We start from the raw sequence: 20,636 nt of genomic DNA, 5'->3' as shown, positions 1-20,636 counted from the left end.
TCTACAAAACAGACACAAACCTACACTTTGGCGGTAGACGCAGAGCTTGCTCGCGTGAAAAGCGCAGCTTTTAATTATTTAGAGTCCAGCGACTTTTACCGTCTTTATGAACTTTATTGACGGGCAATGCCCGTAACGTAAGCAAGCTTCACGTCTACAAAACAGACACAAACCTACACTTTGGCGGTAGACGCAGAGCTTGCTCGCGTGAAAAGCGCAGCTTTTAATTACTTAAAATAAATACACAGTAATAAATAAGTGTAAATATATGTGTATTTTAATAGCTCACTAAGTGAGCTCTTCGAGCTCTGTAATAAGCGCTAGGGCTTGCGCGTTTGTTGACCCGCACACATCAAACGTGGCGCTAAAATCGCTACACACTTTAGGCCGACTTTCATCACCAAATAACTTACATAAATTACGTTCGTCCAGCTGAATACAGCGCTCTCCGGCTTTTTTACCATTTGGCATACCTGGAATAGGCGAACTAATACTTGGCGCAATACAACATGCGCCGCAGCCTAGTCTGCAACTAATAGATTCGGTTTTCATAATTTCCTCTGAATAAAAAACACTTACTTTAATTTCTTTTTAGGAACTTAATTAGTCGCATAGCGAGTTGTAACACACATATGTAATGCTTTGTTACATCTTAAAACAGCTTGTAAACACTTTATTGCGTATTATTGCTCTGTCACCACCAATTATGAAGGAATGCCTTGTGGCTACTACAAAACAAATAATACTCCCAATCGCTGTTTTAGCAGGCGGCATTGCGCTAGCTATAGCCTTTAAGATGATGAAACAGCCACCTGAAGAAAAGCCAGAGCAAGATTTACGTCCTTTAGTAGCAACACAAAGCGTACTTTTAGATTCTATAACGCTCGATGTTAAATCGTACGGCATTGTTAAACCCAAGTATCGTACCGAGCTAATAGCACAAGTTAGCGGGCAAGTTATTTCGGTATCGGATCAATTTGTTGAAGGCGCGTTTGTAAAGCAAGGCGATATTTTAGCACGAATTGATGCAAATGATTACGAGGCAGACTTTATTGAAGCGCAAGCAGGTTTAGCACAAGCAAGCTCAGCACTTGAAATAGAACGCGCACAAGCACATGTAGCGAAAGCTGAGTGGGAGCGTATTAAGTCAGACTCAAGCGACGCTATTGCCTCAGAACTTTATTTACGTAAACCACAACTGGCCGAAAAACTAGCGCGTTACCGCTCTGCTCAAGCAAGTGTTAAACGTGCTAGCCGCAATCTTGAACGTACTTATATTAAAGCCCCTTATGATGCCATTATTAATGAGCGCACAATTAGCTTGGGGTCAGTAGTAAACCCAGGTAATAGTTTTGGTGCATTGAGTGCAACCTCAGTTGCAGAGGTACGTTTACCGGTTGCCGATCAAGAACTGCAATATTTAAAAAATGGTGGCGTAGGCTCAAATGTTACATTTAACGCAGAATACGCGGGTAAGCAAACAATGTGGCAGGCCAAAGTAATTCGCACCGAAGGTGTGGTTGATCAAACAAGCCGTATGAGCTACTTGGTTGCACAACTTGCAACACCTTATGGCGATAAAACACGCCCTCTTCGTTTTGGTTCGTACATTAACGCTACCATTGAAGGTCGCCCACTTGATAACGCAATTATTGTTGCGCACCACTTAGTTAAAGATAATAAAATTGTAATTTTAAATGACGATTTAACATTGTCGTTTAAAACTCTCAATATTATACGCGAACAAAACGGCATGATTATAGCCAGCCAAGGGTTAAAAAATGGCGAGCAAATTGTTACCTCAGCGCTTGAATACCCAACTGAAGGTATGGCAGTAAAAGTTGAAGATATTGCGCCTGATAAAACTGATGTAACTCAACTTGCGCTGAAAGAGGAATAATCATGAACACTCGTGAAACAGGGTTAATAGCATGGTTTGCCCGAAATCCCGTTGCAGCCAACCTACTAATGATATTTATATTAGTGGGCGGTATTTTAATGGCGATGACCATTCGCAAACAGATGTTCCCACAGTTTGAAAGTAACTGGATAAGCGTACAAGCAGTTTACCCAGGGGCTGCCCCGCAAGAGGTTGAAGAAGGCATAACCATAAAGGTTGAAGAAAACCTCGAAGGTATTGAAGGCATTAAACGCTTAATTACTTACTCTAACCGTGGTTTTTCACAAGCGTGGATTGAAATAGAAGAACAATACAATCCACAAGAAGTACTTGATGAAATTAAAGTACAAGTTGATTCAATAAACACCTTTCCAGCGGGGATGGAGCGCCCTGTTGTGCGCCGCGATAAGTTTGAGCAAGAGGTAATGATACTCGCGCTTTACGGCGACATGAGTAACTACCAGTTAAAAGAGCTTGGCAACGATATAAAAGACGAGTTACAAGCACTGCCTCACGTTAACCTTGTTAATTTTAACGGCGGCTTAGAATACGAAATTGGTATAGAAGTCAGCCCTGATAAACTGCGCGAATATGGCTTAACATTTAGAGATATTGCAGGCGCGGTGCAAAACTTTTCGGCCAATATGTCGGCGGGGCAAATACGCTCTGAAAATGGTTATATTTCGATGCGTGTTGAAAAACAAGCCTACCGTGGTTTTGAGTTTGAAAAACTGCCACTTATTACCCTTGCTGATGGCGCACAAATTTATTTAGGCGATGTAGCAACTATTAATGATGGCTTTGAAGAAGGTCTACAATATTCAAAATACAATGGTAAAAATTCACTCTCGTTTGAAGTAAACGCATCAAAAGATCAAGACATTACCGATGTAGCAAAAGTACTTAAAAGCTACATGGCAACTAAAGAGCCGCTTTTACCAGCAGGTGTTAAGCTCTCCTATTGTTGATTTAACTTACTACCTTGAAGGTCGACTCGATATGATGGTCGATAACATGATTTGGGGTGGCTTGTTAGTAATGATAGTGCTGGCACTATTTTTACCGCTACGCTTAGCATTTTGGGTCATGATGGGCTTACCTGTGTCTTTTCTGGGCGCCTTTTTGTTTATGCCTATTGGCTTTTTAGATGTAACAATTAACCTAGCCTCTCTTTTTGCCTTTATACTTGTACTCGGGATTGTTGTTGATGACGCCATAGTTGTGGGCGAGTCAGCCAGTGCCGAAATAGAAAAATACGGCCACACTCTTGATAACGTAGTACGCGGTGTTAAACGCGTTGCGATGCCAGCAACCTTTGGTGTACTAACGACTATTGCGGCATTTTTACCACAAACACTCGCAACCGGCCCTGGTGCTGCTTTTTCTAAAGCCATTGGTGGCGTTATTATTTTATGTTTGATTTTTTCACTCATTGAATCAAAACTAATTTTACCTGCGCATATTGCAGCAATGAATCCACGTAAACCAAACCCTAAAAATCTATTACATCGCTTACGTATGGTGATTGATAGCAGCTTAAAAGGCTTTGTGAATAACTACTACCTTCCTTTTGTTAGCCGCTGTATTCATTATCGCTATACAGTGATTGTCGGCTTTATGTGTTTGCTTATTGTAAGCGCAGGTATGTTTGCAGGTGGTTTAGTTAAGTTTGTACCAAACCCTAAAATACCGCACGACTTTCCGCGTATTGATATAGAAATGAACCTTGCCTCATCTGAGCAAGCAACGCTTGAAACCGCACGTAAAATAGAAAGCGTGTTGTTAAAGGTCGATCAGCAACTACAAGAGCAATACGGTAAACCGATGATCCGCGATTTATCGGTAAGTCTGCGCGGACGAACGCAAGCAAATATTATGGCCATTTTGGTAGAGCCTGATTTACGCCCTATCGATACCTTTGCCCTAAGTGCGTTATGGCGCGAGCAAATGCCAGCCCTACCAGGCATTAAAACCATGACCATTCAAGACAGTATAATGAATGGCGGTCGAGATGATGGCGACGTTAGCTTTAAACTTGAAGGCAAAAATGCTGACGAATTAAAAGAAGTGGCTGGTAAATTAAAAGCCAAATTACAAACAATGGAAGGCGTTGGCGACGTAAACGACTCAATGCAAAGTGCTACCGACGAAGTGCAACTTGATTTAAAACCACTCGCTTACAGCATGGGTTTAACGCTTGCTGATGTAGCATCGCAAGTAAGCTTTAGTTACTACGGCTTAGAAGCGCAGCGAATATTGCGTGAAGGCGAAGAAATTAAAGTGATGATCCGCTACCCAGAAGACGAACGTAACTCAATTAGTGACATAGCAAGTGTGCGTATTATTACGCCTACTGGCGCTGAAGTACCGCTAAGTGAAATAGCCGAAGTTAAATTGGTTGACGGTGTAAACCGTATTCGCCGCGAAAACTCTAAACGTACTGTAAACGTATGGGCTGCGGTAAATACCGACCAAGCCGAACCATTTGCAATTGCAGAAGAAATTCGTGATGAATACTTACCAACATTACTTAAAAGCTACCCTGGCGTTACAAGTGATGTAGCTGGGCGCATTCAAGAAGAGATGGATAGTGCTTCAGAGCAGCTTCGTGACTTTGGTATATCAATGATGATTATATTTGCCTTGTTAGCGATTCCGCTTCGCTCTTACTCGCAGCCACTTATTATAATGTCGGTTATTCCGTTTGGTGTAGTTGGCGCGATGTTTGGCCATATGATTTTAGGTATGACTATGAGCAGCTTATCGATGTTTGGCATTATTGCTGTAGCGGGTGTGGTCGTAAATGACTCCCTCGTTATGGTTGATTTTGTAAACAAAGCACGCGCTGAAGGCGTTGCGATTAAGGATGCTGTAATGCAAGCCGGTGCTCGTCGCTTTAGAGCGATATTACTTACCTCAATCACGACCTTTATTGGTGTAATGCCAATTATTTTTGAAACAAGTTTACAAGCTAAAATTGTTATCCCAATGGCTGTATCACTTGCTTTTGGTGTGTTATTTGCCACAGTAATTACACTGATACTTATACCGTGCCAGTATGTTGCACTAGAAGATGCTAAACGATTAGTACGTAAAATGCGTGGCAAGCCACCACTAGTAGATGCCCAACCAGCGCCTACTCACAGCTAAATTAAGTAACATCCCAACCAAAAAAGCTCGGCATATTATGCCGAGCTTTTTATTTTTAGCTTAAAAATGATATTCACCTATTTCCTAACAATACTTCTATTACTTATTTTTTAACACGCAGGATAACTTTGGCAACAGTCCTAATAATTGAGAGAAATATTGCTCGTTTTTTATCCCTAATACGTTATGGTATTTAAATAATAAATAGACATAATAAAATTAAGGAACAGCCATGAATACATCTCCCTCTGATCACATTCCTCAAGAAGCCTTTGATTGGTATGACGAATACGCCCACGGTTTAATGGACCGACGTACTTTTATGAAAAAACTCGGTGGCCTTGCTGCTCTTGGCTTTTCGATGGCTGTACTTACATCAGCATTATTACCTAATTACGCATTGGCTGAACAAGTATCGTTTAATGACGATGATATTAAAGCAACGTACGAAGAATTTGATTCGCCAGACGGGCACGGTAAAGGCAAAGGTTACTTAGTAACCCCTAAAAACATAGAAGGTAAACTTCCTGTTGTACTTGTGGTCCACGAAAACCGTGGATTAAACCCATACGTAAAGGATGTAGCAAGGCGCTTAGCTAAGATTGGTTTTATTGCATTTGCACCCGACGCGCTTTTTCCACTGGGTGGCTACCCTGGTAATGATGATGAAGGACGCGCTATGCAAAAAAACATGGATCGCGCTAAAATTCAAAACGATTTTGTTGCCGCAGCGCACTTTTTAAAATCGCATGCTAACAGTAACGGTAAGTTAGGCGCTGTCGGTTTTTGTTTTGGCGGCTACATTGTTAATTATTTAGCGGCAGTAGATAGTAATTTAATCAGCGCCGGAGTGCCTTTTTACGGCACTCCAGCCAGTGAAAGTTTGCGTAAAAATATTAAAGCGCCGTTAATGATTCAATTAGGCGAGCTTGATAAACGTGTAAACGCGTCGTGGCCACAGTACGAACAAGATTTAAAAGCTAATAATGTTGAATACACTATGCATATGTATAAAGGGGCAAATCATGGTTTTCATAACGACTCAACAGGTCGATATGATAAAGACAATGCTGAGCTTGCATGGCAGCGTACCGTTGAGTTTTTTAATCAAAAGCTAAGTTAGCGGATAAAAAATAATGCCACCAGCTCTAAGCCGGTGGCACTATTAAAAATACTTGGTTTTTATTAACTTTAATTTTTTTTGCTACGCATAACTAATAACGACAACAAAACAAGTAAATAAATACTCAAAGAGCCACCGCTACTAGAGCCATCTTTATTCTCGACTTTTGCAATTTTTTCTTCTTTAACACGTGTTTTAAACCTTGATAGTTCTGCATCTAAATTAGTAGTCATATCACTAACTGCTAGATTAAAACCTTCAGCCGACTTTTCAGATAACGTTTCATCAATACCTATTGCTGTTGTTCTTTTTTCAAGTTTACTTATACCTGGTGCTCTAAATAACATTTTTCTACTTTTAATATCAAAAACAGCTGTATCCACAAAGGTTTGAATTGTATTTTCATTACCTGGAATAACGTACATACCCACTATTGTCCAATAAAGTAAGGCTGCATTATTTTCATACGATTGCGTAACTTGATCATATGAAACCAGTGCCATTACATCTACATCGTAAAGCCTCCCGACTTGCTCGAGTGTTGCAAAACCTTCACCTCCTTTTAAATAGGTACTTGGTATAACTTCAATGCGGTCAATGTAATCATATTGTAGAAATGACTTTTTTACTTTTTCGAGTAACTCGACTTGGTTTTGGGTCTCTAACCCGTCTGGCTGCCAGTTTTTAGACGGTACAAATGCAATTCCGACGGTAACAGGGAGTTTTAAAACAGGTATCTCAGGTTTATAGGTAGAGCGGCTTTGTTGATCAGGATATAAGAAGTCCATTAAGCTACTAGATTGCGTATTTTTACCTGTATTGTTACTCACAAACGAACTACAAGAAGCAAGTAAGGTCGCCATAAAAATAATTATATATTTATTAAATTTCACATTTATTCCTTTTTATTTTTAATTTAATTCAGTTACGTGCCAAAGCTCACCCGATGGTCCCCATAAGTAAATAACGCTACCCCAAGGGTCTAGGGCGTGTTGACCTTTGGTGGTTGAATTTGCAGCTGTGTGTTTGGTATTTAGGCAAGGCAGAGCCTATGATATGTGGTTGTTCCCCATACATAGGCGATAACGTAGCATAAAGACCAAACATACGCTGCCCTTTGGGTTCTTTCTAGGGGCGATTGACTCTTTGTTGCTCGGTTTTTACTTAGCCCACTAGGTTACAAACCCTGCGCCGCGATTAAATCGCCCCTAGATTGAACAAATTTCAATCCATAAAGTTCAACACGCCCTCGTTTTATACCCTCAAAACGGATATTGAAGCCGTTTAGATTACTAATGAGTTCGTATGCTTCATCTATATTTAACACACAAAGTTGCAGCATTAAGTTTTCAGCAAACGTTTTATTATAATAACGCTGTAAAAAAAACGTACATTCGCCAAAAGTACACACGCATAAATCATTTGAGGCATCTTCAATCTTAAATCCCAGCGCTTTATAAAAGCGCTGAGATTGCTCATAATTTTTACAGGGAATAAAAATTCTAATATCATCAACTTGCATAACTCTTCCTTAATTAGCTCAGTACGCTTTTATCAATAATTCCTTTATTTACCAACTGCTGCAAAATAGCTTGGGATTTTGCTCTGCATGCATCACGTAGTAAACGCACCGCTGGGGTTATTGACTGCCTACTTGGGCAAATAAGCCAGAGTTCACCATTAACATGTTGATAATCTTGCATTACAGTAACCACCCTGTCATTGAGTAAATCGTCGGCCATATCAAGAGCCGACTTAACAGCCAAGCCTTTACCCGCAACGCACCAGCGCCTTACTAAATCACCATCGTTTGAGGCGCGCCGGCCGTCCATTTTAACTTTATATTTTGCCTCACCATCGGTGAATTCCCACGTATTATTTATAATATCCTGCAACTGATAAAACAAACCTTGATGCGACGCTAAATCATCGGGGTGCATGGGAGTTCCGTTTTGTAAGAGATATTCGTCAGTTGCACACAATAGGCGCGGTACGTTGCAAATTTTAAAACCATAAACGCTAGCATCATTAGGCGAGCCGTAACGAAGTGCAATATCAACTGAATCTCGATAAAAGTCGATATTACTATCACTTATATGTGTTCTTAAACTTAACTTTGGGTAATTATCCATGAGTTCATCAATCCATGGGATCACTAAATTTCGCCCCAAATCAGATGAAAGCGCAACACGCAACTCCCCTTCAATTTCGTCGTGTTCACCTTTTAGATTTTGCTTTGCAAGCTCAAGTACTGCCAAAGCCTGTTCACATTGTGGAATGTAGCGCTCCCCAGCAGCCGATAACCTTAAATGACGGGTAGTACGAACAAACAATTCGCTACCAAGCGCCGATTCTACACGTTTAATAGCAGCGCTTGCTGTGGCTGTACGCATATCTAACTTAGCAGCTGCGAGCGTAATACTTCTAAACTCAGCGACTTTTAAAATAAGTTTTAAATCTTCTACGTTCATATTATCTATTTATATTTGATAATGATTCAACGATTATGCGGTTTATCTATATTAAATCAAGGTCTACTATATATCCATCAGCTAGCCAAAGCATGGCTTGCATCTTATACGTAAACAAATTAGGACATTTATTATGAAAGCCATTGGTTATAAAAAATCTCTTCCTGTTACTAATCCTGAGTCGTTAATTGATGTTGAATTACCACAGCCAGTTGCAACAGGTCGCGATTTATTAATTAAAGTTAAAGCTATTGCAGTTAACCCAGCAGATTACAAAGTGCGTGCATCTATGCCCCCTGCTGAGGGTGAAGTAAAAGTTATTGGTTGGGATGCCGTTGGTGAAGTTGTTGCAATCGGCGATGCTGTAACGGCATTTAAACTCGGTGATGCGGTTTATTACGCAGGTGATATTACTCGCCCAGGTAGTAATGCAGAATTTCAATTAGTGGATGAGCGCATTGTAGGGTTCAAACCACAAAGCTTAAACGACGCCGAAGCAGCTGCATTGCCCCTTACTGCAATAACAGCGTACGAATTATTATTTGAGCATTTAAACATTGTAAAACAAGCTGCTAATGCAACAACAAAATCAGACGAAGTTATTTTAGTAACAGGTGCCGCAGGCGGCGTTGGCTCTATTTTTATTCAACTTGCTAAAGCGATTACTGGCGCAACGGTGATTGCCACTGCATCGCGTGAAAGCTCGCAAACATGGGTTAAAAAACTAGGTGCTGATTATGTCGTTGACCATACAAAACCATTACCTGCTCAAATTGACGCATTAAACATTGGCTCGGTAACACATGTAGCAAGCCTGCATAGTACTGATACTTACTTTGAAGCGTATACAGAGGTACTTGCACCATTTGGTAAAATTGCAATGATTGACGATCCTGAGTCATTAGATGTTAGCAAATTAAAAATGAAAAGTTTATCTCTACATTGGGAATTTATGTTTGCCCGCTCAATGTTTAATGCCAAAGATTTAATTGAGCAAAGTAAGTTATTAAATCATGTTGCCGATTTGATTGACCAAGGCTACATTCAAACCACGATTGGTAAAAACTTAGGCACTATTAATGCGGCTAATTTACGTATTGCTCACGAAGAGCTAGAAGCGGGTAAATCAATCGGTAAAATTGTACTTGAAGGCTTTTAAATACCATTTTTCATTATAAGGGAAGTTATGACTCAGCTTACTATAATCGCTAATATTTTTGCTAACACCGATAAAATAGACATGGTAAAAAGTGCACTTTTGTTGCTTGTTGAACAAACACATAAAGAGCCTGGGTGTGTTACATATACCTTGCATCAAAATAATCAAGATGATGCTCACTTTGTGTTTTATGAGAACTGGCAAAGTTATGAACTTTGGTAACAACATATGGAAGCACAAAGCATTAAAAACTACTTAGCAAAAGTTGAAGGCTGCATTGCATCTTTTACTATTAATGAACTAACCGCTATTCGTTAAAGTGGCGATTTTAATAAAAACACCAATTTAGATTGGTGTTTTTTTATTAGCTACTTTCATTATCTATTATTATTTGATAAAGATTCAATTATTATGCTGTTTATTGCCTTTCAATACCCGCTTATTATTTCCTCAAGCAATAAAACTGCTCATAAATGAGCAAGTGATTTATACCACTTCAAATTCAGATAAATACAGCGAGTAGCAAAAGATGAAAAAATTCAAAAGTACTTTAGCCATAGCAACGCTTTCACTAGTAGCAAGCGCCTTAACAAGTGCTAATGCCGTAGAAGTCGGCCCACTTGAAACCGTCACTACGTTTACTAAATATCGCGGTGCAGGTATTACGATTACACCGGCAGGCAGGATGCTAGTAAGTATGCATCCGCTAGATAACCCAAAAACACGCGTTGTTGAAATTATGGCTAATGGCGTACAGCAACCGTTTCCAACTACCGATTGGGCAGACGGCCCAGAAATTGGCAAGGTAGGCCTTGCGGCAGTTATCGGCATTCACAACGACAGTAAAGGCGTTGTGTGGATTTTAGATATGGGGAGCGAAAAAGTAGCCCCTAAACTTATTGCTTGGGATAGCGTAAATAACAGCTTAGTAAACACAATAAAACTAAATGAATCAGCGGTACTTGCTAATTCATTTTTACAAGACTTTGTGATTGATGAACTTAATAACAAAATTTACATAGCTGATATGTCATTTGGTAATTTTATGGGCGCAACCAAGCCCGCCTTTATTGTGGTTGATTTAAACACAGGTGAGTCTACTCGCGTACTCGAAGGCAGTGCCACATTAATGCCGGAGGAGCGCGATATCATTATTGAAGCCTCACCAGTTGCATCTAAATCACCTGAAGGAAAAACCAATAACCTTCGCTTTGGCTTAAACCCAATAACGATTGATGACAATAACGAATGGGTTTACTTTGGCTCATTTACTGGCACTAAGGTTTACCGTATCCCAGCAAAAGTATTGGCTAATAACAGTTACTCTGACACTAAAAAAGCACAGAATATTGAAGTGTTTGGCCCTAAAAATCCAAGCGATGGCATGACCTACGCTCCTGGCGGCGGCATTTTGGTAACCGACCTTGAAAACAATGCGATTGGCTTAACCACTAAAGGCCATTACGAAATAATTGTTCAAGATAAACGATTATCATGGCCTGACAGTCTAGCAGTAAGCAATGGTTGGATTTATGTAACACAAGATCAACTCCACCAGCACCCTGCATTTAGCCAAGGCTTTGGTAATGCAAAGCCGCCTTACGTATTAACGCGTTTTCGCTTTAATCAAAAATAATTAATTATTTTTATAAGCCAGCCATACGGGCTGGCTTTATAGGATTTAACGTATGTTATTAGATACACCAATTTGTGATTTTGGCTGGCAAGCCCCTAGCTTCACACTAAAAAGCCCATTAGGTGAGTCGTTTTCATTAGTCGATAATCTGGGTAAAAATGGCTTACTCATTATGTTTATTTGTAACCACTGCCCTTATGTACAACGCATAGCCAATCGCTTGAGCCAAGACACCGCGACACTTATTAGTGAAGGCATTAATGTATTAGCTATCATGTCAAACGACTACCAATATGTAGCAGAAGACTCTCCTGCCAATATGGAAAAATTTGCTAAACAACATTGCTTTTTATTTCCCTATTTGGTTGATGAAGACCAGCGCGTAGGCAAAGCCTATGGCGCGGTATGCACACCTGACTTTTTTGGTTTTAACAATCATGGGAAACTGCAATACCGTGGCCGCTTAGACGATACAAAAATGAATGGCACCACACATCGTACCCCTGAGTTAGTTAATGCAATGCGCCAAATTGCCGCAACAGGCAAAGGCCCTCAGCAGCAAACACCTAGCATGGGCTGCTCTATTAAATGGAGTAATACATTATGAGTACACCACATTTAAAATTAGGTGTAACCGATTTATCATTTCATCGAGTTACCGCTTCAATTATCAGCCATGTTTTAACTGATATGGGCTTTAGCGTTGAGCGTATTTACGCGCCGCATCAAGATAACTTTAAACATTTAAAATCAGGTGAGATAGACCTACTCGCTTCTGCGTGGCTTCCGTCAAGCCACGGTATTTATAAAGCTGATGTGGAGCTGCTTATGCCACTTATTGAACTTGGCTTACATTACCAACCTTATGCTCACTGGGGCGTGCCCGATTACATACCAGAGCATGCCGTAAGTCAAATTAGCGACTTACTGAAACCTGATGTCCTTGCCAAAATGCAAAAAACGATTCAGGGCATAAATACCGGTGCTGGCATTACTCGCTTTTCAATTAACATGATGAAAGAGTACGGGTTATCTCAAGCTGGCTATGAATTTTTAACTGGCACAGAAGATGATTGCTTTAGCGCTTTTGAAAACGCCGTTGCAACTCACACATGGTGCGTAGTTCCCCTTTGGAAACCTCAATTTTTACACCATAAACATAAAATACGTGAACTTGCCGATCCACAAGGTTTACTTGGCAGCGTTGATAGAGCAGTTTTATTGCTGCGTGATGATAAACAAGCGCTCTTTAGTCAAGCTCAATTAGACACACTTGATAAGTTACACTTTTCAAACGACATAATTGCCGCACTTGATTATAAAGTTAGCAAAGAGCGACAAGTACTTGATGACGTAACGCGCCAGTGGCTCAACAAGTAAGTAATTAAATAGTTATACGGGCTTTGTTTTTAATAAAACGGCTCAATATAGTAAACATCGGTCAAACAGGCCACTTAACGGAGAAACAAATGACTCACCCAATTATTAGTGATTTAGAAAAACGTTACACAACTAAACGTTATACAACCAAGCGTATTGTTCAAGATGATCTAGACGTAGTTTTTGAAGCTATGCGTCTTTCTCCTTCATCTATTAACTCACAACCTTGGAAATTTATTGTTATTGAGTCTGACGAAGCTAAAGAACGTATGCATAATACCTTTGCTAATAAGTTTCAATTTAATCAGCCTCATATTAAAACAGCGTCGCACGTTATTTTATTTGCTTACAACCCTAAATATACCCGCGAAGATTACGCACAAGTCATTGATGCCGACATTAAAAATGGTCGTACTCAAGCAGAAAATCGCGAACAAGCTTTTGGTGCTTATGCGTTTGTTGATATGAATACTGATGAGCAAGGTAACAATGCAACATGGACTAAAGCACAAACTTACATTGCACTGGGTAACACTATACATGCCGCTGCACGTTTAGGCATTGATTCAACCCCAATGGAAGGCGTAGATGCCGAGCTGATTGGCAATGTTTTTGAAAAAGAACTCGATGGTTACATATGCGACGTAGCGTTAGTACTTGGCTATCACGATAATGCTGAAGATTATAATGCTAAACTGCCAAAGTCTCGTTTGGCAAAAGAGCAAGTTATTCAGGTTTTATAATTTTTCAAACCAAGCAGCTGGTTTATATCAGCTGTTATTTTTCGCTTATACATTTATTAATACAAATCATATTCAGTAAAGGACCAAGCATATTACTCTGTACTAATGTGCTGCAGTAACTGTTAAGGCCACCTTAATATGGTAAGCAAAAGTATTGAACAAAAAATACAGCTATAAAACAATTGCATTACAGTGAAGGAAAACACATCGTCGGTTACAGTCACTATACCGTATTTAGATAGTGTCCAGCCATAACGAAAAGAATGCAATAAAGGTAACCCCACCATAAATAAAAGTACCACGCTGTAAAATTGATTAATCGTGCTTAAAATCGACAGTTCAGCGAACAACATTAAGGGTAAACTGATACACAAACCAAATAAAAACACACCCACTATTCTTTTATTAGAGCAGCTGGTCATTTGTAATATTTTTTTAGCCTCAGCCTCTTTTTCTATCGCATCATTATAGTGTTTTAATTCGTTTTCTCTTTTTAAAAATTCAGCCATTAATGCATTGAAATTCTCAGTGTATTTATCTTTATCTATATTAGCTTTTACATCGAACAATTCTTCAAGTGTATAGTTAGAATAATCTATTTTAATGGGGTAATTCCTTATAGAGTACTGTTTATAGCGGCTACAGAAAGTTCAATTTCTTCGCTAAGCTTCTTAAATAATGTCAATAAAAACAAGTGATTATTATATTTAAAGAGCAAGTTAGACCCATAAAAACACGCAACAGGTGCGTGCTTTATAATATATCTAAGGCTGATAAAGTAGTAATTTAACTCACTTTAAGCTGCGCAGCTTGAATGTATTGCACGAGATCTTCAATAGAAACCACGGTCATATTATGCTTATTAGCATAATCACTTACCTCTGGTAAGCGCGCCATTGAACCATCAGAGTTTGTTAGTTCGCAAATTACGCCAAATGGTTTTAAGCCGGCAAGTTGCATTAAACCAACGGATGCTTCGGTATGGCCACGGCGCACTAATACGCCGCCCGTTTGTGCTTTTAAACCAAACACATGCCCTGGACGCGATAAATCACTTGGTTTGGCGTTATCGGCTGTCGCTGCTTTTATAGTAGTTACTCTATCAGCAGCAGACACACCTGTTGTTACGCCATGCTTAGCTTCAATAGTGACTGTATAAGCGGTGTTATTTTGACTGGTGTTGTGGGTTACCATTTGCGGTAAGTCGAGCTGTTTAATGCGCTCCTCCCCCATGCATAAGCAAACAATGCCGCTGCCTTCGCGGATCATCTCGGCCATTTGAGAAGTCGTTAAATGCTCAGCTGAAAAAACAAAGTCGCCTTCATTTTCACGGTTTTCATCATCAACAACAAGTACGCCTTGGCCTTGCTGTAGTGCAGTGATTGCGCTTTGTACGCGGGTATGGCTTTCGCCGAATTGAGTAAGTAGAGACTGAATCATCATTATATTCCAAATAAAAATAATAGATTCAGGACTGTGAAAGGATCAGTAATACATCACTTAAATTTAAAGCGATAACTACCAAAATAGCTTAAATAAAATAACAAAAAGCACGCAACAAAATGCAGCGCACAGTGTTATACCAACTGCATTAAATTAGTGATTAATTATAGCGCAAAAAAACAGCTCACTTAACGCGATACAATGATCAGGCCTTTAATAAAATCGGTATTAGTGTAATAAGCCATATTCTCTTTCATCCGGACTGTAACCGTCGGCTCTGGCATTTCACCAGATCTGCTTGACCTTTACTTAACCTAAAATAAGTTAAATAAAGCGCTCGCGGGCTCGTTTAAGTCATAAAAAACATTAAACATACCGCCGGTGGGGAATTTCGCCCCGCCCTGAGAATTCACTTTTATAACTAGAGCGCTATAAAAGCAGGCTTATTATACCCTTTAACCTAATTACTTATCAAAGGTAAGTGAGTACACTTCTAACAAAGCTCGGTATTTAATGAAGCTTTGATTACTTTACCTTCATTTATTTCAGCGGTGATTGTACAAGTAGCGCCGTTTACTAAATTTAAGTTAGGTGGAACATGACCTATATCGGCATCAATAATTACAGGAAATAAACACCCACCTAGCGCTATATCTAACGCATGGCGGTAATCAAATGCATCATAATGACTTTGTGTAATTTCACTTCGCCCTAAAATCAAACCATTGATGTCGTCAAATATGCCCGCTAATTTTAATGACAGTAAAAATCGTGCAACGGTTGTCGGCGTAAGCTCTGAGTTTTCGAGGTATAGAATAAGTCCTTCAGGTGCGCTGTGCTTCTTAAACTCATGCAGCGCTAAAAATGGCGAGTCAAGTAATAAACCTACGGTATCTAAACACCCACCAAATAACCGACCAGACATTTCTATGGTGCGTTTATCTGTGTAGTTTAAACATTGCCAATTTGTGGGCTCACTCGGGCTGAGTAATTCGTTCGGGTTTTGCGCGTAATCAGGCTTATTTTTTTGATATAAATAAGAAGGACCTTGCTCAAATTTACTACCGGCTTCGTAGGTCAGAGTTTCAAATATTTGTAAGCTATACGGATTTTTTTCATCTGGATGTAACTGCATAAGATTAGCGCTGTGAAGGGTTGCCCATTGGCACTTAGCTGTTAATGCACATGCAATAGTACTCACATCAGAAAAACCAACTAACCACTTAGGCTTTGCTTCTTTAATGGCGTTAAAATCAAGTAGTGGCAGTATCTCCATTGCCAGCTCACCACCCATCGGCGGCATAATCGCATCTATTTCATCATCAAGTAAAAAAACCATTAGCTGCTGAGCATGCGCTTTTGCGTTAAGCTGTTCACGTGGTTTGTTTTGACGTAAAAACTCCCCTTCAACAAGATCATACCCTCGTTGTTTTAGTCCATTTATAACAATGTCTAATCGAGCATGGTATTTTTCTTTTAGCCCAGATGAAAGTGAACAAATTGCTATTTTTGATCCTACTTTCAAAGGCGCTGGGTAAAGTATATTAGCCATTGAGTGTTCCTTTTTAATAATACCAACCTGCATAAATCTTTGATCAATTTAACGAATTAAATTGCACTATTATAACGTCGTTAAAAGTTTTTTATTTAGAACAACTAGATATAAAAAATTTTGCCTAGTTCTAGCGTAATTTTCTTAACGTTAAATAGACCCCATATATATAAGCAGATTGGTATAAAGTGATTATGTACCTATATCATCATGCTTACTCTTTATGCAATATGAATACCCTGAACAGTATAGTGATTTATTTAAGGCATAAAAAAACCGATGTAATTACATCGGTTTTTATTTAAAACGTTAAAGTGAGTTATGCGTTAAAGATACTCAACTTCAATGATTTCGTACTCAACGATACCTTTTGGCGTTTTAATAGACACTGCGTCGTCCATTTGTTTACCAATTAAGCCACGTGCAATCGGTGAGTTAACAGAAATTAAGTTGTTTTTAATATCTGCTTCATCATCGCCTACAATACGGTATTTTACTTCAGCATCAGTATCTACATTTACTATAGTTACTGTGGTGCCAAAAATAACTTTGCCCGTATTTGGCATTTTAGTTACGTCGATTATCTGAACATTTGAAAGCTTCGCTTCAATTTCTTGAATTCGACCTTCACAAAAACCCTGTTGCTCACGTGCAGCGTGGTACTCAGCGTTTTCTTTTAAGTCACCGTGTTCACGCGCAACAGCAATGTCGGCGATAATTTTTGGACGGGTAACTGTTTTTAATTCGTTAAGCTCTTTGCGCAGTAAATCTGCGCCACGAACTGTCATCGGAATTGATTGCATACTTTTCTCACTTAACACCAAGGCCCTAGTTGGCCTTGGCACATTTCCTTAGTTCAATCGCAGGTGTAGCTCTTGAACTGACGTTACTTTACTACGGTCATCTGCTTTGTTAGCAGTACAGTTAGCAAAAGCCGCGTTCAAGGTTGTCGTATAGTTGGTTTTATTTTGCAATGCACCACGACGTAACACCTTCGAATCTTCGATCGCTTGGCGACCTTCGGTGGTATTAACGATATAGCTGTACTCTTTATTCTTGATATAATCAAGAATATGCGGGCGGCCTTCATATACTTTGTTTACACGTCGTACTTCAATGCCAGCTTCTTCAAGAGCGTGTGCCGTGCCACCAGTTGCGTCAAGTTCAAAACCTAAGTCGGTCATGATTTTGGCTAATTCAACAATACGTGGCTTATCGCTATTACGAACAGATAATAGCGCGCGACCACCGCGTGGTAAAGTGTTGCTTGCACCTAATTGTGCTTTTGCGAATGCTTCGGCGAAAGTATCACCAACACCCATCACTTCACCTGTTGAACGCATCTCAGGACCACGGATTGGATCCACACCCTGAAACTTAGCAAATGGCAGTACAACTTCTTTGACGCTGTAGTAAGGAGGGATCACTTCTTTAGTAATACCTTGGCTTGCTAAAGACTGACCCGCCATACAACGAGCAGCTACTTTTGCAAGCGCCACACCGGTAGCTTTAGATACAAACGGTACCGTACGTGCAGCACGCGGGTTGACTTCAATTAAGTACACTTTGCCATCTTTTACGGCAAACTGTGTATTCATCAAGCCAACAACACCAAGCTCAAGCGCCATGTCGGTTACTTGCTTGCGCATTACGTCTTGCACTTCTTGTGATAAAGAATGCGCTGGTAATGAACAGGCTGAGTCACCCGAGTGAACACCCGCTTGCTCAATGTGCTCCATGATACCGCCGATGATTACTTGCTCGCCGTCGCAAATTGCGTCAACGTCAACTTCAATCGCATTATCTAAGAAACGGTCCAGTAATACAGGTGCTTCGTTTGATGCTTGTACCGCTTCGGTCATGTAGCGACGTAAATCATCTTCGTCGTATACAATTTCCATTGCACGACCGCCTAGTACATACGACGGGCGTACAACTAATGGGAAGCCAATCTCAACTGATTTAAGTAGTGCTTCTTCAGTTGAAGTTACTGTTGCGTTTTCTGGCTGAAGTAAATTTAAACGCTCAACAAGTTGTTGGAATCGTTCGCGGTCCTCTGCACGGTCAATCGCATCTGGTGAAGTACCTATTACTGGCACGCCATTAGCTTCAAGCTCACGTGCTAATTTAAGTGGTGTTTGACCACCGTACTGCACGATAACGCCTTTAGGCTTTTCAACACGTACAATTTCAAGTACGTCTTCAAGTGTAATTGGTTCGAAGTATAATCTGTCTGATGTATCGTAATCGGTAGATACTGTTTCAGGGTTACAGTTAACCATAATGGTTTCATAGCCGTCTTCGCGAAGCGCAAGCGAGGCATGTACACAACAGTAATCAAATTCAATACCTTGGCCGATACGGTTAGGCCCGCCACCAATAACCATGATTTTGTCTTTATCTGTTGGGTTTGCTTCACACTCTTCATCGTAAGATGAGTACATGTAAGCTGTGTCTGAGCTAAATTCTGCGGCGCACGTATCAACACGCTTGTATACTGGCACGATGTTTAATAAGTGACGTTTTTTACGAATTTCAGCTTCAGATACACCAGCAATTTCAGCTATACGTGGATCTGCGAAACCTTTGCGTTTAAGTTTACGTAGGAAGTCGGCATTTAAACCAGCCATACCTACTTCACCAATTTTTGCTTCGTCTTTTAAAATATCTTCTATTTGTACTAAGAACCAGCGATTAACCTTAGTCAGCTCGTAAACATCATCAACGCTCATACCGTGGCGCATTGCATCGGCAATGTACCAGATACGCTCAGCACCTGGCTCGCGTAATTCGCGGATGATTTTTTCTTTCGCTTTAGGGTCATCAAGTGCAACTATTGGGTTAAAACCAGTTGCGCCCACTTCAAGACCACGTAATGCTTTGTGTAATGATTCTTGTTGGTTACGACCAATCGCCATTACTTCGCCAACAGATTTCATTTGCGTAGTTAAGCGGTCGTTAGCACCGGCAAATTTTTCAAAGTTAAAGCGAGGAATTTTTGTTACAACGTAATCGATTGAAGGCTCAAAAGACGCTGGAGTTTTACCGCCAGTAATATCGTTTTGAAGCTCATCAAGCGTGTAACCTACTGCTAGCTTTGCAGCAATTTTAGCAATTGGGAAACCCGTTGCTTTTGATGCAAGTGCAGATGAGCGTGATACGCGTGGGTTCATCTCAATGATAACCATACGGCCATCTTCAGGATTAATACCAAACTGCACGTTAGAACCGCCAGTTTCTACACCAATTTCACGTAATACCGCCATAGAGGCGTTACGCATAATTTGGTATTCTTTGTCGGTTAACGTTTGCGCTGGTGCAACGGTGATTGAATCGCCAGTGTGAACACCCATAGGGTCAAAGTTTTCAATGGTACAAACAATAATACAGTTATCGTTTTTATCACGTACAACTTCTGTTTCGTACTCTTTCCAACCAATCAGTGATTCATCAATCAATAATTCGTTTGTTGGCGATAAGTCTAAACCGCGCTCACAAATTTCTTCAAACTCTTCCATGTTGTAAGCAACACCGCCACCGGTGCCACCCATGGTGAAAGAAGGACGAATGATACACGGCAAGCCAATGCGGGTCATTGTATCTTTTGCTTCTTCCATTGTGTGAGCAATCTCAGCACGTGGACATTCAAGACCAATGTTTTTCATTGCTACGTCAAAGCGTTCACGGTTTTCTGCTTTGTCGATTGCATCAGCCGTTGCGCCAATTAGCTCAACGCCATGCTTAGCCAATACACCGTGCTTGTCTAAATCAAGTGCACAGTTTAATGCTGTTTGACCACCCATTGTAGGCAGTACTGCATCTGGCTTTTCTTTTTCAATAATTTTTTCTACCACTTCCCAGTGAATTGGTTCGATGTAGGTAGCATCGGCCATTTCAGGATCGGTCATGATAGTTGCAGGGTTTGAGTTAACTAATATAACTCTATAGCCTTCTTCTCTAAGTGCTTTACACGCTTGAGCACCAGAGTAGTCAAATTCACAAGCTTGACCAATTACTATTGGGCCTGCGCCTAAGATAAGAATGCTTTTTATGTCGGTACGTTTTGGCATTATTACTCC

General features: G+C 40.2%; 17 protein-coding genes, 1 pseudogene and 1 riboswitch. Of the genes and pseudogenes, 9 read left to right on the top strand and 9 right to left on the bottom strand.

Annotated elements, in window-relative coordinates; translation table 11 throughout:
• Positions 1 to 288 precede the first annotated feature (288 nt).
• The gene (locus tag NRL14_RS10030; RefSeq protein WP_306724560.1) at positions 289 to 552 is read right to left on the bottom strand and encodes a YkgJ family cysteine cluster protein; all 264 of its coding nucleotides are present in this window, start codon (positions 550 to 552) and stop codon (positions 289 to 291) included.
• Between the two features lie 169 nt (positions 553 to 721).
• Between NRL14_RS10030 and NRL14_RS10025 the strand changes: the two genes are divergently transcribed.
• From NRL14_RS10025 to NRL14_RS10015, 3 genes and pseudogenes are all read left to right on the top strand, one after another.
• On the top strand, positions 722 to 1,900 hold the full coding sequence (locus tag NRL14_RS10025) for an efflux RND transporter periplasmic adaptor subunit (RefSeq protein ID WP_149614088.1): 1,179 nt from the start codon (positions 722 to 724) through the stop codon (positions 1,898 to 1,900).
• A 2-nt stretch (positions 1,901 to 1,902) separates the two neighbouring features.
• Positions 1,903 to 5,050, top strand: a pseudogene (locus tag NRL14_RS10020) (efflux RND transporter permease subunit).
• A gap of 232 nt (positions 5,051 to 5,282) precedes the next feature.
• Positions 5,283 to 6,173, top strand: coding sequence for a dienelactone hydrolase family protein (locus NRL14_RS10015; protein WP_306724559.1), 891 nt, complete (start codon positions 5,283 to 5,285; stop codon positions 6,171 to 6,173).
• A 68-nt stretch (positions 6,174 to 6,241) separates the two neighbouring features.
• Here the strand turns inward: NRL14_RS10015 and rhlP are convergent, their stop codons facing one another.
• The 3 genes from rhlP to NRL14_RS10000 form a co-directional block, all read right to left on the bottom strand.
• On the bottom strand, positions 6,242 to 7,036 hold the full coding sequence (rhlP, locus tag NRL14_RS10010) for a rhombotarget lipoprotein (protein WP_050482403.1): 795 nt from the start codon (positions 7,034 to 7,036) through the stop codon (positions 6,242 to 6,244).
• Between the two features lie 314 nt (positions 7,037 to 7,350).
• Positions 7,351 to 7,695, bottom strand: coding sequence for a lactoylglutathione lyase (locus NRL14_RS10005; protein WP_306724558.1), 345 nt, complete (start codon positions 7,693 to 7,695; stop codon positions 7,351 to 7,353).
• 13 nt (positions 7,696 to 7,708) lie between these two features.
• Positions 7,709 to 8,644, bottom strand: a complete 936-nt coding sequence (locus NRL14_RS10000; RefSeq protein ID WP_306724557.1) for a LysR family transcriptional regulator — start codon at positions 8,642 to 8,644, stop codon at positions 7,709 to 7,711.
• A 133-nt stretch (positions 8,645 to 8,777) separates the two neighbouring features.
• On the opposite strand from NRL14_RS10000, the gene NRL14_RS09995 reads away from it, so the two are divergent.
• From NRL14_RS09995 to NRL14_RS09970, 6 genes are all read left to right on the top strand, one after another.
• Positions 8,778 to 9,803 carry a zinc-binding alcohol dehydrogenase family protein gene (locus NRL14_RS09995; RefSeq protein ID WP_182701079.1) on the top strand — a complete coding sequence of 342 codons (1,026 nt, stop codon included), beginning with the start codon at positions 8,778 to 8,780 and terminating at the stop codon, positions 9,801 to 9,803.
• 27 nt (positions 9,804 to 9,830) lie between these two features.
• On the top strand, positions 9,831 to 10,025 hold the full coding sequence (locus NRL14_RS09990; protein WP_306724556.1) for a putative quinol monooxygenase: 195 nt from the start codon (positions 9,831 to 9,833) through the stop codon (positions 10,023 to 10,025).
• A 307-nt stretch (positions 10,026 to 10,332) separates the two neighbouring features.
• Positions 10,333 to 11,439 carry an L-dopachrome tautomerase-related protein gene (locus NRL14_RS09985; protein ID WP_306724555.1) on the top strand — a complete coding sequence of 369 codons (1,107 nt, stop codon included), beginning with the start codon at positions 10,333 to 10,335 and terminating at the stop codon, positions 11,437 to 11,439.
• Positions 11,440 to 11,491: 52 nt separating this feature from the next.
• Positions 11,492 to 12,046: a thioredoxin family protein gene (locus tag NRL14_RS09980; RefSeq protein WP_306724554.1), complete on the top strand. Its 555-nt coding sequence runs from the start codon at positions 11,492 to 11,494 to the stop codon at positions 12,044 to 12,046.
• On the top strand, positions 12,043 to 12,819 hold the full coding sequence (locus NRL14_RS09975) for a glycine betaine ABC transporter substrate-binding protein (protein ID WP_306724553.1): 777 nt from the start codon (positions 12,043 to 12,045) through the stop codon (positions 12,817 to 12,819). The genes NRL14_RS09980 and NRL14_RS09975 overlap by 4 nt, the downstream gene beginning before the upstream one ends.
• Before the next feature lie 89 nt (positions 12,820 to 12,908).
• Positions 12,909 to 13,562: a nitroreductase family protein gene (locus tag NRL14_RS09970; RefSeq protein WP_306724552.1), complete on the top strand. Its 654-nt coding sequence runs from the start codon at positions 12,909 to 12,911 to the stop codon at positions 13,560 to 13,562.
• 122 nt (positions 13,563 to 13,684) lie between these two features.
• Here the strand turns inward: NRL14_RS09970 and NRL14_RS09965 are convergent, their stop codons facing one another.
• The 5 genes from NRL14_RS09965 to carB form a co-directional block, all read right to left on the bottom strand.
• The gene (locus tag NRL14_RS09965; RefSeq protein WP_149614093.1) at positions 13,685 to 14,071 is read right to left on the bottom strand and encodes a hypothetical protein; all 387 of its coding nucleotides are present in this window, start codon (positions 14,069 to 14,071) and stop codon (positions 13,685 to 13,687) included.
• Between the two features lie 277 nt (positions 14,072 to 14,348).
• Entirely contained in the window at positions 14,349 to 15,002 is a 654-nt protein-coding gene (gene ribB, locus NRL14_RS09960) for a 3,4-dihydroxy-2-butanone-4-phosphate synthase (protein ID WP_149614141.1), read from the bottom strand.
• Between the two features lie 244 nt (positions 15,003 to 15,246).
• Positions 15,247 to 15,418, bottom strand: a riboswitch (FMN riboswitch).
• An 80-nt stretch (positions 15,419 to 15,498) separates the two neighbouring features.
• Positions 15,499 to 16,557: a S66 peptidase family protein gene (locus NRL14_RS09955; protein ID WP_149605621.1), complete on the bottom strand. Its 1,059-nt coding sequence runs from the start codon at positions 16,555 to 16,557 to the stop codon at positions 15,499 to 15,501.
• A 326-nt stretch (positions 16,558 to 16,883) separates the two neighbouring features.
• Complete coding sequence (gene greA, locus NRL14_RS09950; protein WP_306724551.1) at positions 16,884 to 17,360, bottom strand: transcription elongation factor GreA; 477 nt, start codon at positions 17,358 to 17,360, stop codon at positions 16,884 to 16,886.
• 48 nt (positions 17,361 to 17,408) lie between these two features.
• Complete coding sequence (gene carB / locus NRL14_RS09945; protein ID WP_033037722.1) at positions 17,409 to 20,627, bottom strand: carbamoyl-phosphate synthase large subunit; 3,219 nt, start codon at positions 20,625 to 20,627, stop codon at positions 17,409 to 17,411.
• Between the last annotated feature and the right edge of the window lie 9 nt (positions 20,628 to 20,636).

It is taken from the genome of Pseudoalteromonas sp. 20-92 (assembly GCF_030847595.1).
GTDB classification, from domain to species: Bacteria; Pseudomonadota; Gammaproteobacteria; order Enterobacterales; family Alteromonadaceae; genus Pseudoalteromonas; species Pseudoalteromonas fuliginea.
The sequence above is the reverse complement of the archived record's forward strand: the minus strand, read 5'-3'. Positions and strand labels throughout refer to the sequence as shown.